The sequence below is a fragment of the Streptomyces apricus genome (assembly GCF_008369065.1).
Taxonomy (GTDB): domain Bacteria; phylum Actinomycetota; class Actinomycetes; order Streptomycetales; family Streptomycetaceae; genus Streptomyces; species Streptomyces apricus.
In genome coordinates this window covers 35143-48345 of sequence record NZ_VDFC01000050.1, presented here as the reverse complement: position 1 = coordinate 48345, position 13203 = coordinate 35143, and the positions used below count along the sequence as shown (strand labels likewise).

Sequence of the window (13203 nt, the reverse complement as noted above, 5' to 3'; positions counted from 1 at the left end):
ATTCCTCTGTCCGCACTGTAGCCAGCAAACCGGTGATCTGCGTCGCTGAGGGTTACCTGGGTACTTGTGGCTGGCGCCCCCGCAGGGGCGCCCGTCAGGGGCGCGGGGAACTGCGCGACCAGCCCCCACGCAGCCGCGGACGGCAGTGTTCCCGCAGCTCAGAGCCCAAAGTGCGCGTAAGTAAGAGATAAAGTTGAGCCCCCACGGCTCACCTCTGTTGACCAAGCGGCAAGCGTCATGCACACTTGAGTCCGTTCCACTCAAGTCATTGCTGGAGGAATCGAAATGGCACGTGCGGTCGGCATCGACCTGGGCACGACTAACTCCGTCGTCAGCGTTCTGGAGGGCGGTGAGCCCACCGTCATCACCAACGCCGAGGGCGCCAGGACCACGCCGTCCGTCGTCGCCTTCGCCAAGAACGGCGAGGTGCTCGTCGGCGAGGTCGCGAAGCGCCAGGCGGTCACGAACGTGGACCGGACCATCAGGTCGGTCAAGCGTCACATGGGCACGGACTGGAAGATCGAGCTCGACGGCAAGCACTTCAACCCGCAGCAGATGAGCGCCTTCATCCTGCAGAAGCTGAAGCGCGACGCCGAGGCGTACCTGGGCGAGAAGGTGGCCGACGCGGTCATCACCGTCCCGGCGTACTTCAACGACTCCGAGCGCCAGGCGACGAAGGAGGCCGGCGAGATCGCGGGCCTGAACGTCCTGCGCATCGTGAACGAGCCGACGGCCGCCGCCCTGGCCTACGGTCTCGACAAGGACGACCAGACGATCCTCGTCTTCGACCTCGGTGGCGGCACGTTCGACGTGTCCCTGCTGGAGATCGGCGACGGCGTCGTCGAGGTGAAGGCCACCAACGGCGACAACCACCTCGGTGGTGACGACTGGGACCAGCGCGTCGTCGACTACCTGGTGCAGCAGTTCAAGTCCGGCCACGGCGTGGACCTGGCCAAGGACAAGATGGCCCTGCAGCGTCTGCGCGAGGCCGCCGAGAAGGCCAAGATCGAACTGTCCTCCTCCACGGAGACCTCGATCAACCTGCCCTACATCACGGCGTCCGCCGAGGGCCCGCTGCACCTGGACGAGAAGCTCACCCGCGCCCAGTTCCAGCAGCTGACGGCCGACCTGCTGGAGCGCTGCAAGACGCCGTTCCACAACGTCATCAAGGACGCCGGCATCCAGCTGAGCGAGATCGACCACGTCGTCCTCGTCGGTGGCTCCACCCGCATGCCCGCCGTGGCCGAGCTCGTCAAGGAGCTCACCGGCGGCCAGGACGCCAACAAGGGCGTCAACCCGGACGAGGTCGTCGCCATCGGCGCCGCCCTGCAGGCCGGTGTCCTCAAGGGTGAGGTCAAGGACGTCCTGCTGCTGGACGTGACCCCGCTGTCCCTCGGCATCGAGACCAAGGGAGGGATCATGACCAAGCTCATCGAGCGCAACACCACGATCCCGACCAAGCGGTCCGAGATCTTCACGACGGCCGAGGACAACCAGCCGTCCGTGCAGATCCAGGTCTACCAGGGCGAGCGCGAGATCGCGGCGTACAACAAGAAGCTCGGGATGTTCGAGCTGACCGGCCTGCCGCCGGCCCCGCGCGGGGTCCCGCAGATCGAGGTCGCCTTCGACATCGACGCCAACGGCATCATGCACGTGACCGCGAAGGACCTGGGCACGGGCAAGGAGCAGAAGATGACCGTCACCGGCGGCTCCTCGCTGCCGAAGGACGAGGTCGACCGCATGCGCCAGGAGGCCGAGCAGTACGCGGACGAGGACCACCGCCGCCGCGAGGCAGCCGAGGCCCGCAACCAGGGCGAGCAGCTCGTCTACCAGACGGAGAAGTTCCTCAAGGACAACGAGGACAAGGTCCCCGGCGACGTCAAGACCGAGGTCGAGGCGGGCGTCGAGGAGCTGAAGGCCGCGCTGAAGGGCGAGGACACCGCGGAGATCCGTACGGCCACCGAGAAGGTCGCCGCCGTCTCCCAGAAGCTCGGCCAGGCGATGTACGCCGACGCCCAGGCCGCCCAGGCCGGCGCGGGTGCCGAGACCCCGGGCGCGGGTCCGGACGCCGGTGCCAAGGCTGCCGACGACGACGTGGTCGACGCCGAGATCGTCGACGAGGACCGTGACCGCAAGGACGGTGCCGCGTGACGGAGGAGACCCCGGGCTTCGACGAGCAGCCCGACGTCCCCTCCGGCGCCACCCCTGAAGACGCCGAGCCGAAGGCCGCCCCCTCCTCCGCGGAGGACGGGGCGGCCCGGGCCGGGGACACGGCAGCAGCTCAGTCAGCAGCCCAGATCGCAGGCCTGACGGCCCAGCTGGACCAGGTGCGCACGGCGCTCAACGAGCGCACGGCGGACGTCCAGCGGCTCCAGGCCGAGTACCAGAACTACCGCCGCCGGGTCGAGCGCGACCGGATCGCGGTCAAGGAGCTCGCCGTCGCGAACCTCCTGACCGAGCTCCTGCCCGTGCTCGACGACATCGGCCGCGCGCGGGAACACGGCGAACTGGTCGGCGGCTTCAAGTCGGTGGCCGAGTCGCTGGAGACCGTCGCGGCCAAGATGGGCCTGCAGCAGTTCGGCAAGGAGGGCGAGCCCTTCGACCCGACGATCCACGAGGCCCTGATGCACTCGTACGCGCCGGACGTCACCGAGACGACCTGCGTGGCGATTCTGCAGCCGGGGTACCGGTTCGGCGAGCGCACCATCCGCCCCGCGCGGGTGGCGGTGGCCGAGCCGCAGCCGGGCGCCCAGCCGGCCAAGGCCGACGAGGCGGACACGGCGGCCGCGGCGGCCGACGACAAGGAGAGCGGTGGCCCGGACGAGGGCTGACGTGACACAGGGCGTACGCGCGCCCGTACGCACGAGGACCGTCGAGCGCGTACGTGAGAGTGACGTACGGAAGGAGGGGCGTCGAGGATGAGCACCAAGGACTTCATCGAGAAGGACTACTACAAGGTTCTCGGCGTCCCCAAGGACGCCACCGAGGCCGAGATCAAGAAGGCGTACCGGAAGCTCGCCCGCGAGTTCCACCCGGACGCCAACAAGGGGAACGCGAAGGCCGAGGAGCGCTTCAAGGAGATCTCCGAGGCGAACGACGTCCTCGGCGACCCCAAGAAGCGCAAGGAGTACGACGAGGCCCGCACCCTCTTCGGCAACGGCGGCTTCCGGCCCGGGCCCGGCGGTACGGGCGGCTCCTTCAACTTCGACCTGGGGGACCTCTTCGGAGGCGGCCCCCAGGGCGGGGCGGGCGGAGCCGGTGGCGCCGGCGGGTTCGGCGGCGGCATAGGGGACGTCTTCGGCGGCCTCTTCAACCGCGGCGGCGCGGGCGGTCCCGGTGCGCGCACGCAGCCGCGGCGCGGCCAGGACATCGACACGGAGGTCACGCTCAGCTTCACGGAGGCGGTGGACGGCGCGACCGTCCCGCTCCGGATGACCTCGCAGTCGCCCTGCAAGGCCTGCTCGGGCACCGGCGACAAGAACGGCACGCCGCGCGTGTGCCCGACCTGCGTCGGCACCGGCCAGGTGGCGCGCGGCTCGGGCGGCGGGTTCTCGCTGACCGACCCGTGCCCGGACTGCAAGGGCCGCGGCCTGATCGCCGAGCACGCCTGCGCGGTGTGCAACGGCTCGGGGCGCGCCAAGTCGTCGCGGACCATGCAGGTCCGCATCCCCGCCGGGGTGTCGGACAGCCAGCGCATCCGCCTGCGCGGCAAGGGCGCGCCCGGTGAGCGGGGCGGGCCCTCGGGCGACCTGTACGTCACCGTGCACGTGGACGCCCACCCGGTCTTCGGCCGCAAGGGCGACAACCTCACCGTCACCGTGCCCGTCACCTTCACGGAGGCGGCGCTCGGCGGCGAGGTCCGCGTGCCCACACTCGGCGGGCCCCCGGTCACCCTGAAACTGCCGCCGGGCACGCCCAACGGCCGTACGATGCGCGCCCGGGGCAAGGGCGCGGTCCGCAAGGACGGCAGCCGTGGGGATCTGCTCGTCACCGTCGAGGTGAGTGTCCCCACGGACCTGACGGGGAAGGCTCGTGACGCGCTGGAGGCGTATCGCGAGGCGACCGCGGAGGAGGATCCGCGGGCGGAGCTGTTCCAGGCCGCGAAGGGAGCATGAGGACACCATGGACGCAACCGGACGCCGTCGGCAGAACTCGTTCACCGGCAGGGCGGCCTACGAACTGACGGAAGAGACACCGGTCTACGTCATCTCGGTCGCGGCCCAGCTCTCCGGTCTGCATCCGCAGACGCTGCGTCAGTACGACCGCCTCGGCCTGGTCTCCCCGGACCGCACGGCCGGACGGGGCCGGCGCTACTCGGCCCGCGACATCGAACTGCTGCGCACGGTCCAGCAGTTGTCGCAGGACGAGGGCATCAACCTGGCCGGCATCAAGCGCATCATCGAGCTGGAGAACCAGGTGGCCGCGCTCCAGTCCCGCGTCGCGGAACTGCAGTCGGCGGTGGAGGGCGCGGCGGCGACGATGCAGCAGCGCGAGGCGGCGGTCCACGCCTCGTACCGCCGCGACCTGGTCCCGTACCAGGAGGTCCAGCAGACGAGCGCCCTGGTGGTCTGGCGCCCGAAGAGACCGCAGTCGGACTGAGCGGGCGGGTAGTCGCGTCGAAGGGCCCGGAGGGTCGGCCGAGTTGGGCCGACCCTCCGGGCCCTTTCAGCTGCCGTTTCGCCGCGCGACGAAGACGAGCTCGCGGCCGGGGCGGTCGGGGGCGTCGCGGACGTCCCGGACGGCGAAACCCTGCGCCCGCAGGTCCTCCTCGATCTCGTCGCGCTCGCGGAAGCGCAGCGTCGAGGTCGACGTGAGCCGCTGCCCGTCCGCGGCGAACACGTAGGTCTGGCGGAAGGACACCAACTGCCCGTCGACCCCGGTCAGCTCGGTCCAGGCCTCGACGGCGCCGACACCGGGGATCTCCGTCACGCCGTACGAGGCCTCGCGATTCCACTCCTCCCAGGCGCGCCGGGCCGGGTCCCGGGTCTCGAAGACCAGGTGCCCACCGGGCCGCAGTGTTGCGTGGGCGCCCCGCAGGGTGAGTTTCCAGTCCCGGTCGTCGACGATCTGCTGGGCGGCGTTCGCCGTCATGGTCGCGAGATCGACGCGCAGCGGCGGGAGCGCGGTGGCGTCGCCGTGGATCCAGCGGACCTTTTCGCTGCCGAGTTTGCCGCGGGCCACGTCGAGCGACGCGAGCGCCGGGTCGACCCCGACGACCTCGACCCCGCGGCCGGCGAGCAGCAGCGCGAACACGCCGGTCCCGCAGCCGATGTCGAGCACGCGCCGCGCCCCGAACTCCTCGGCGATGCGCAGATACGCGTCGAGGTCGCCGCGGTCGGGATCCAGCGGGTCGTAGACGGCGGCGAGCCGGGGATGCCCGAAGTTCTCGTCGCTCACCGGTCCTGCACGCGGACGTGGCGCAGGAGTCCGGCGAGGGCGCCCGGGTCGGTGGCGAGGACGGTGTCGGGGGTGTCGCTCTCGCGGAGGCGGATCGTTCCGTCGGGAGCGGTGGCTATGTGGAGGCAGTTACCTTCCGGGCCGCCGCTGAAGGACGACTTCTGCCAGCTCAGTTCCTGCACGCGGGGCTCCCTAGAGCATGTAGAGAAGATGCTGGATGAGGGCCAGCGAGTCCTTCACCGAGTGTGCTTCAGGGGCCAACGATACGTCGATGGGTGCAAGGGCGCTTTCAGCTAGGCGATCGAACAGTGCGGTGTATTCCAGCAGGTGGGACTGTTCCGTCAAGTAGCGGGCTCCTAGAGGCGCTTCGAGCAGGACGGTTCCCAGCTTCGGTTCGGCGGGCGCGAAATGAGCGAAGCTCCCGCTGAGAGCTGCGTAAGCCTGTGCGCTGAACGGATAGATCTGGATCGTCACGTGAGGCAGGCGAGCCAACTCGATCAGCCGCAGCAACTGCTCTCGTACGACGTCGGCACCTCCGAACCGCATGTGCAGCGCCGCTTCGTGGATGACGGCGTGTACGGACGGTGGATTGTCGTGCGTGAGAACGCGCTGCCGTTCCATTCGGAACCGCACGCCCTCCTCGATGTTGTCGAACCTGAGTTTGGGGCTGCTGAAGATGGCGCGTGCGTAATCGGTGGTCTGGAACAGCCCCGGGATGAACAGCGGTTCGTGCGTCCGGATGCTCACAGCCTCTGATTCCAGCTCGGCCAGATCGAGCGCGTCAGGGCTCCTGTGCTTCTTGTGCGCACTCCACCAGCCTCTGCCGCTCGCTTCGGACATGGCAACCAGTGCCTCGACGTAGGGCTCGTCCGCGCATCCGTACACTCGGCACAAGTCGCGCAGTCGTTCCGTCAGGATCGAGGTCCGGCCCAACTCGATGTGGCTGAGTTGGCCACGGCTCATGCCGATTCGCTCGCTTGCCTCTCCGGCGCTCAATCCTGCCTGTTCGCGCAGTTGTTTGAGCTCGAAGCCGAGCCGACGCTGGCGTTCGCTGATGGTGGTCCGCAGTCCCACGTGTATCTCCTTGATGGCGTGCCCAGAGTCTGCCGCCTACAAGGGGATCGGTCCACCGCTTCGAGTGAAATGGTTGCACATAAGAACCCTTAACAAATACCGTCAGTGTTGGAGCAGTCACCGACTGAATCCAAATGAATCTCCCTGCCCACAAGCCGACAGAGCACCCGCCCCTCCATCCGGGAGCGCGCGGGCACCGCCATCGCCGGGCCTATCCCACGACTGGAGCCCTTCCATGGACCCTGCTCGCAGTGCCGCCCACCGCCCCGTTCAACTCAGCCACGAATACAGCCTGTTCGCGTCGGCGGACGCCACCGCACCCCGCGTGTGCCGGGACTTCGTACGAGCGATCCTGTACACGCACGACTGTGAGCCGCTGGTCATGGCGGCAGCCCTGTGCACCTCGGAGCTGGTCACCAACGTCCACCTGCACACGAAGGGCGCCGCCATACTCCGAGTCCGCCTCGACCCGGCCCGCCTCCACGTGAGCGTCTTCGACGAGAGCCCCGACCTGCCGGTCCTGGTCCGGCCGACCGCCGCCGCGCCGGCCTGCCGGGGCCGCGGCCTCGCCCTCGTGGCGGAGACAGCGGACCTGTGGGGTGTCGCCGACGGGAGGGCGGGCCGCTACGCGAAGGGGGTGTGGTTCGAGCTGGGGCTCGGAGCGTGAGCCGCTGGTACCTCACCTGTTCGGGTGAAGCAAGGATGTTTCCGCAGGTGAGCCCGGCTGGTTTCCTATTTTAAAGAAGTGATGCAGCTATGACCGCTCATGCGCATGAGCGGACCGACCCTCCGTACCAGCCCGAGAACATGCCTGCCGTCGACGAGGTCCTGCGGCAGGCGTGGGAGGCCATGGAACTCCCCGAGGGCTGTCGCGCCGAGATCATCGAGGGAGCCATCGAGTTGTCGTCCGCCGGCCGGTTCTCGCACGGTCAGATCGTCAACCGGCTCCGGGACGACCTGGTGCTCTTCTTGAAAGACGGTGACTTCGCCGCGCGGAGTGGCCTCAACGTCATCCACAAGGGAAGCGCCTGGGTCCCCGACCTCTTCATCGTCCCCAGGGACGCGGAGCGGTACGTCACCGCCGACGGTACGGGAATTACCGCAGCCGCTGTCCGCTTGGTGGTGGGGGTCGTCTCCCCGGACAGGCGGGGCCGGCACCGCGACCGCACCGAGGAGCGGAAGCGCCGCGAATACGCCCGCGCCGCCATCCCCGTCTACGTCGTCATCGACGACTACGACGGCCAGGGCACCGTGACCGTCCTCACCGAACCCCGCCCCGACCAGGCCGACTGGGTCGGCGTCCACCGCGTGTCCTACGGCACCGAGGTCACCGTTCCCGAAGGACCCGCCAAGGGGTTCGCCGTCACGGAGGCGATCACGGGGCCCGCGCGGACCAGGAAGTAGGCCGAGTCACCAGGGGATCACCCCCTCGTCGTCGGAGAACGAACCCGTCGGGCCGTCGTCCGGGAGGGTGGCCAGGCGGATCGCCGTGGCCGCGCCCTGTTCGGGGGTGCGGGGGCCCTGGAAGCCGGTGAAGTCGGTGGCGACCAGGCCCGGGCACGCGGCGTTGACCAGGATGCCCGTGTCGGCGAGCTGCCGCGCGTACTGCACGGTGACGGCGTTCAGGAACGTCTTCGACGGCGCGTAGGCCGCCATGACCGGGCCGGCCTTGGCGTCGGAGGCCGCCTGGTGGGTCAGGGAGGCGACGCTGCTGGAGAGGTTGACGACGCGGGGCGAGGGCGAGCGCCGCAGCAGGGGAAGCATCGCGTTGGTCACCCGGACGGTGCCGATGACATTGGTCTCCACGACCGTGCGGACCAGGTCGAGGTCGAGGGTCGTCGGGTCCTGCACCCATCCCGGACCCGTGTCCCCCGAGATGCCCGCGTTGTTGACCAGCACGTCCAGGCGCCCGGCCAGCCGCCCGACCAGTCCCGCCGCCTCCGTGACGCTCCGGTCGTCGGTCACGTCCAGCGGTACCCCGAACGCGTCCACCCCGGCGGCCCGCAGTTTCTCGACGGCCGCCTCGCGCCGGGCCCCGTCGCGGGCCCCCACGCCCACGCGGTACCCGAGGGCGCCCAGCCCGGCCGCGATCTCGTAGCCGATTCCCTTGTTCGCGCCGGTGACCAGCGCGGTCTTCGTTTCGCTCATGCCGCCGATGCTCACTCGGAGGCGGCCGGCGCGGCCAAGACCGATACGGTGGGCTGTGATACCCGGCGGGTATCACAGGGTGTGCGGTCGCCGTGGAGACTGGACGCATGGAAACCCTGGAGACCCGCGAGCTGCGGTACTTCGTGGCCGTCGCCGAGGAACTGCACTTCGGCCGCGCCGCCGAACGCGTCGGCGTGGCCCAGCCGCCGCTGTCCCGGGCGATCCAGCAGCTGGAGCGGCGCCTGGGCGTCACCCTGCTGGAGCGCGACCGCCGCGGCGTCTCCCTGACCGCCGCCGGAGAGGTGCTGCTGCACGAGGGGCGCGCCGCCCTCGACGCGGCCACCGCCGCGGTCCGCCGCACCCGCCGGGCGGCCGGTGGCGCAGACGGCCGGGGTGGTCCGGGCGGCCCGGACGGCTCCCGCGAGCGCCTGGTGCTGGCGGTCAAGGCCGGCGCGTTCCACGAACTGCTGCAGCGGCTCCTCGACGCCTACGCCGCCGAACCCGGCGCCGCCGAGATCGAGGTGCTGCCGAGCGGCACCTGCGAGCAGGAGGCGATGCTGCGCGACGGCCGCGCCGACGTGGCGCTCATGCACAAGCCGTTCAACTCCCTCGCCGGGTTCGACAGCGAGGAGCTGACCACCGAGGGGCAGATCGCGATCCTGCCCGCCGGGCACCCCCTCGCCGCGCGCGAGACCCTGACCCTGGCCGACATCGCCGGCATCCCCGGCCTGCCGCTCGCCCGCTGGCCCCGCAACGGCGTGTTCCCGCCCGGCCCGGGCCCCGAGGTCGACGACCAGACGCAGCTGGCCCAGCTGATCGCCCTCGGCCGTACCGCGGCCGTCTTCCCGGAGACCGCCCGCGCCTGGCTGTGGGCCGAGCACGCCGCCGTGCCCCTGACCGACGCCCCGCCCGTCGTCACCCACATCGCCTGGCCCGCCCACAGCCGCTCGCTCGCCCTCGCCGCGCTGGTCCGCACGGCCACCCGGCTGGCACCCCCGGCGGCCGCCTGACGCGCCGCCTACCCGCCCAGCGCCTACCGGCCCAGCGTCTGCCAGACCGTGAGCGCCAGGGCCAGGCACGAGGTGGCCGCGGCCAGTGAGGGCAGGGGCCAGCGGGTGCGTTCCAGGGCCTCGATACGGGTCTCGTGCTCGTCGAGCGTCTTGTCCATCCGGTCGGCGCGCTGGAGCAGCAGCGCGAGGTCGCCCCGCGTGGTGGCGAAACCGACCTCGACCGAACGCCGCAGCCGCTCCAGCTCCAGGACGACCTCCTCGGTCTCGGTCGTCGTCATCGGGCACCTCCCGAGGACGCCGATGCGCGTACGCCGGCCGGGTGGTGGGTCATAAGGACACCTTCTTCTCTTTCCTGTGCCGCATGGCGCGAGGGCCTGCGGCCCCCTCCCCATTATGGGAACATGTGTTCGACAGATGCGAACGAGCGGACAGGGTTACATGTTGCGAGCGCGTACGCAAGTGGTTACGTTCCGTGGAGGTGGAGCATGCTGACGAGGGGTCAAGCGCTGTTGCGTGACGCAGAGTTGCGAAATCTCCACAGTTACGCGCGAGCGCGCACACAAGTTCGCGCGAACGCGATGGGTACGCTGCCCCGGCGACGAGGGGAGTGCGGACACATGGCTTCGACTTCGCGGGCCGGGGCCCGCGTGGACCAGGACCGGCGGACCACGGGGCTGGGCGAGTTCGCCGCCTGGATCGAGGACCTGCTGCGCGCCCGGGGCTACGAGATCGACAGCCCGCGCGGCGGCGGCCGTTCGAAGCTGGCCGACGACGCCGGGGTGCACCGGGCCGCCGTGAGCCGGCTGCTCCAGCGGCAGTCCATGCCCGACCTGGAGACGATGCGGCGCATCGCGGCCGTACTCGGCGTGCCCCTGCGGGAGATGCTCATCCGCTCGGGCCGGCTGACCGAGGACGACCTGCCGCTCACCGGCGGCGGCCGGGCCGCCGAGGGCGAGGAGGCGCCGTGGCTCAGCCCCGAGGAGGCCGCCCGCCGGATGGGCGTGCCGCCCGAGCTGAGGGACCTGTTCGCCGGGGTGGCCCGGCAGTTCCTGCCGGAGGGCGCTTGACGGGCGAGGGACCGGAGCACGGCGTGGACGGACCGGGTGGCGCCGAGGGGCGGCGCGTCGCCGGGCTCGTGGGCGACCTCCTCGGCGTACTGGCCGAGAAGGTCCGCTCGGCGGGTCCGGAGGCCGTCCGTGTCCTCACCGAGGAGGAGTTGCAGCGACACCAGCTGAACTGGTTCCGCGCGGGCTGGGAGGAGCACGCCCGGGCGTGCGGCCAGGAGGACCTGGTGGGTCCCGACCGCCCGCCGGCCCGTCTCCTCCCCTTCCCCGAGCGGCTGCGGGACCGCGGGCGCCCGGACGGGCACCCGCGCGAACAGCCGCACGAGCACCCGTCGGACGACGGAGGGTGAGGGGCGTCCGGCATCCCTAGGGGGTCCGGCGTCCCTAGGGGGTCCGGTCCCGGTGCGCCGGCAGGGCGATGTCCCAGTCCCCGGCCTCCATCCCGGTCCAGATGTCCTCCATCCTCGTCAAGGCCTCCTCCATCCTCGTCAAGATGTCCTCGGCCCCGGTCCAGGCCTCCTCCGACGCGTCCGTCCCCACCACTTCCTCTTCCTCCGTCCCCACCGCTTCCTCCGTCTTCGCCGCCCCCTCCGTCTCGTCCGCCTGCTGCTCCTGGAGCCAGGCGTCCTGCTCGCGTTCCGTGTAGGCGGTGACGCAGGCGATGATCGCCTGCTGGAGGGCGCCGGAGTCCGCGAGCCCGGTCAGGKTCGTCCAGTCGACGGCACAGGCCTCGGGGAGCGGGCCGGCCGCCGGAGGCGCGGAGGTGCCCGCCGGAGGTGCGGCGGCGGCCGTCGCGGACGGGCCGGCCGCCATGGCCAGACAGCCCGCGGCCACTGCCGTCACGAGGCATCGGGTGAACGTGCGCATGAGAACTCCGTGGTGATCGGGGAGCGGTCGGAACGGCCCGCCCCGTACGGGCCGTCGGGGCGGGTCGTCGGAGCGGGKCGTCTGGTCCCAGCAACTTCCGCGGGCCGCCCCGCCGCAATCCGTGCGCCGCCGATCAGGTGCCCCGCTGACCCGGACGTGGAGGTCTGTCACCTTTCGCGCCGGACCGGGGTGCGGGGAGGCCGTGAACCGCCGTCCGGCGGATCCCCCCGACTTCGCCCCCGTCCCTTCACAGATTTCTGTTGCGATCTCGTTAGCGCCTACTCCTTGACGCCTCGCCGGCCCCCGCGTTGTCTTTTTGTCACCTGGGCCCGCACTGTCGCCCTCGTCCGGAAGGCACCCGAAGTGAACCGCGCCATACGTCGTACCACCCTTGCCGTCACCGCCTCCTGCCTGACCCTGACCCTCGCCGCGTGCGGCAGCGGTGACGACGGGGCCGAGGCCGCCCCGACCAAGAGCGACGACATCACCGTGGGCCTGCTGCTGCCGGAGAAGTCGAACTCCCGCTACGAGAAGTTCGACCACCCCATCATCAAGAAGAAGGTCGAGGAACTGACGAACGGCAAGGGCCGGGTGGTCTACGCCAACGCCGAGCAGGACGCCGACGTGCAGGAACGCCAGCTCGCCGAGATGGTGGCCGACAAGGTGGACGTGCTGCTGCTGGACGCCGTGGACTCCCACGCCATCGCCGCCGGGGTGCGCAAGGCCAAGGCGGCGAAGATCCCCGTCATCGCGTACGACCGGCTGGCCGAGGGCCCGATCGACGCGTACATCTCCTTCGACAACGAGGCGGTCGGGCAGGTGCAGGGGCGCGCCCTCGCCGACCGGCTGGGCGACGGCGGCAAGGCGCAGAAGATCGTCATGATGAACGGCGCCGTGACGGACCCGAACGCCGCGCAGTTCAAGGCGGGTGCCCTCACCGAGCTGGAGGGCAAGGTGACCGTCGCCAAGACGTACGACACCAAGGACTGGAAGCCGGCGAACGCCCGCGCCAACATGATGGCGGCCATCTCCTCCATCGGTGCCGACAACATCGCCGGGGTGTACTCCGCCAACGACGGCATGGCGGGCGGCGTCATCGAGGCGCTCAAGGCCGCGGGGGKGGACAAGCTGCCGCCGGTCACCGGCCAGGACGCGGAGCTGGAAGCGGTGCAGCGCGTCATCGCGGGCGACCAGTTCATGAGCGTGTACAAGCCGTACCCGGAGGAGGCCGAGGCCGCCGCCGAGCTGGCCGTGGCCCGGGTCCGCGGCTTCGGCATCGAGTTCGACTCGCTCACCCCCGACAAGGTCGACAGCCCCACCCACAAGGACATCCGGGCCAGCCTCATCCAGGTCTCCGCGCTGACCCGCGAGACCATCGACTCGACGGTCCTCCAGGACGGCATCTACACGGCGGACGAGATCTGCACCGCCAAGTACAAGGCGGCGTGCGCCTCGCTCGGCATCAAGTAGCCCGCACGGCCTGCCGACGCCCTGCCGGCAAGCCCGTACGCCCGTACGTGCGCGCCTGTGCCCGGCGCCCGCGCCCGGCACCCCTCCCGTGCCCACCCCGGACCCCGGGCCGTGATTCGGCCGGTTCCGTCGGTTCGGGGCACCCGGGGTGCGTCCCGCGGGCCCCGTACGAC

General features: G+C 70.8%; 16 protein-coding genes. 10 read left to right on the top strand and 6 right to left on the bottom strand.

The window, feature by feature from the left end:
- Window positions 1-285 precede the first annotated feature (285 nt).
- The 4 genes from dnaK (at window position 286) to FGF04_RS30490 (ending at window position 4599) form a co-directional block, all read left to right on the top strand.
- Entirely contained in the window at window positions 286-2151 is a 1866-nt protein-coding gene (gene dnaK, locus FGF04_RS30505) for a molecular chaperone DnaK (protein WP_149514594.1), read from the top strand.
- Window positions 2148-2831 (top strand): nucleotide exchange factor GrpE, encoded by a 684-nt coding sequence (gene grpE, locus FGF04_RS30500; protein ID WP_149514593.1) that lies wholly within the window; start codon window positions 2148-2150, stop codon window positions 2829-2831. The genes dnaK and grpE overlap by 4 nt, the downstream gene beginning before the upstream one ends.
- A gap of 87 nt (window positions 2832-2918) precedes the next feature.
- Window positions 2919-4115 carry a molecular chaperone DnaJ gene (dnaJ, locus tag FGF04_RS30495; protein WP_149514592.1) on the top strand — a complete coding sequence of 399 codons (1197 nt, stop codon included), beginning with the start codon at window positions 2919-2921 and terminating at the stop codon, window positions 4113-4115.
- Between the two features lie 7 nt (window positions 4116-4122).
- Window positions 4123-4599: a heat shock protein transcriptional repressor HspR gene (locus tag FGF04_RS30490; protein WP_149514591.1), complete on the top strand. Its 477-nt coding sequence runs from the start codon at window positions 4123-4125 to the stop codon at window positions 4597-4599.
- Window positions 4600-4665: 66 nt separating this feature from the next.
- On the opposite strand, the gene FGF04_RS30485 is transcribed toward FGF04_RS30490, so the two are convergent.
- Genes FGF04_RS30485 through FGF04_RS30475 form a run of 3 tightly spaced genes read right to left on the bottom strand, consistent with a single transcriptional unit; the run spans window position 4666 to window position 6471 of the window.
- Window positions 4666-5397, bottom strand: coding sequence for a class I SAM-dependent methyltransferase (locus FGF04_RS30485; RefSeq protein ID WP_149514590.1), 732 nt, complete (start codon window positions 5395-5397; stop codon window positions 4666-4668).
- Window positions 5394-5579, bottom strand: a complete 186-nt coding sequence (locus FGF04_RS30480; RefSeq protein ID WP_149514589.1) for a DUF397 domain-containing protein — start codon at window positions 5577-5579, stop codon at window positions 5394-5396. The genes FGF04_RS30485 and FGF04_RS30480 overlap by 4 nt, the downstream gene beginning before the upstream one ends.
- A 10-nt stretch (window positions 5580-5589) precedes the next feature.
- Window positions 5590-6471 carry a helix-turn-helix domain-containing protein gene (locus FGF04_RS30475; protein ID WP_149514588.1) on the bottom strand — a complete coding sequence of 294 codons (882 nt, stop codon included), beginning with the start codon at window positions 6469-6471 and terminating at the stop codon, window positions 5590-5592.
- 235 nt (window positions 6472-6706) lie between these two features.
- Between FGF04_RS30475 and FGF04_RS30470 the strand changes: the two genes are divergently transcribed.
- Window positions 6707-7138 (top strand): ATP-binding protein, encoded by a 432-nt coding sequence (locus tag FGF04_RS30470; protein WP_149514587.1) that lies wholly within the window; start codon window positions 6707-6709, stop codon window positions 7136-7138.
- Window positions 7139-7227: 89 nt separating this feature from the next.
- The gene (locus FGF04_RS30465) at window positions 7228-7875 is read left to right on the top strand and encodes a Uma2 family endonuclease (RefSeq protein WP_149514586.1); all 648 of its coding nucleotides are present in this window, start codon (window positions 7228-7230) and stop codon (window positions 7873-7875) included.
- 6 nt (window positions 7876-7881) lie between these two features.
- Here FGF04_RS30465 and FGF04_RS30460 read toward each other — a convergent pair whose 3' ends face one another.
- Complete coding sequence (locus FGF04_RS30460; protein WP_149514585.1) at window positions 7882-8619, bottom strand: SDR family oxidoreductase; 738 nt, start codon at window positions 8617-8619, stop codon at window positions 7882-7884.
- A gap of 107 nt (window positions 8620-8726) precedes the next feature.
- Here FGF04_RS30460 and FGF04_RS30455 point away from each other — a divergent pair, with 107 nt between their 5' ends.
- Window positions 8727-9629: a LysR family transcriptional regulator gene (locus FGF04_RS30455; RefSeq protein ID WP_149514584.1), complete on the top strand. Its 903-nt coding sequence runs from the start codon at window positions 8727-8729 to the stop codon at window positions 9627-9629.
- A gap of 23 nt (window positions 9630-9652) precedes the next feature.
- On the opposite strand, the gene FGF04_RS30450 is transcribed toward FGF04_RS30455, so the two are convergent.
- Window positions 9653-9907: a hypothetical protein gene (locus tag FGF04_RS30450; RefSeq protein ID WP_149514583.1), complete on the bottom strand. Its 255-nt coding sequence runs from the start codon at window positions 9905-9907 to the stop codon at window positions 9653-9655.
- A 339-nt stretch (window positions 9908-10246) separates the two neighbouring features.
- Here FGF04_RS30450 and FGF04_RS30445 point away from each other — a divergent pair, with 339 nt between their 5' ends.
- Window positions 10247-10696 carry a helix-turn-helix domain-containing protein gene (locus FGF04_RS30445; RefSeq protein ID WP_149514582.1) on the top strand — a complete coding sequence of 150 codons (450 nt, stop codon included), beginning with the start codon at window positions 10247-10249 and terminating at the stop codon, window positions 10694-10696.
- Between the two features lie 23 nt (window positions 10697-10719).
- Window positions 10720-11043: a hypothetical protein gene (locus FGF04_RS30440; RefSeq protein ID WP_149514581.1), complete on the top strand. Its 324-nt coding sequence runs from the start codon at window positions 10720-10722 to the stop codon at window positions 11041-11043.
- 34 nt (window positions 11044-11077) lie between these two features.
- On the opposite strand, the gene FGF04_RS30435 is transcribed toward FGF04_RS30440, so the two are convergent.
- Window positions 11078-11560, bottom strand: coding sequence for a hypothetical protein (locus FGF04_RS30435; protein ID WP_149514580.1), 483 nt, complete (start codon window positions 11558-11560; stop codon window positions 11078-11080).
- A gap of 363 nt (window positions 11561-11923) precedes the next feature.
- Here FGF04_RS30435 and FGF04_RS30430 point away from each other — a divergent pair, with 363 nt between their 5' ends.
- The gene (locus tag FGF04_RS30430) at window positions 11924-13030 is read left to right on the top strand and encodes a substrate-binding domain-containing protein (RefSeq protein WP_235882578.1); all 1107 of its coding nucleotides are present in this window, start codon (window positions 11924-11926) and stop codon (window positions 13028-13030) included.
- Window positions 13031-13203 lie beyond the last annotated feature (173 nt).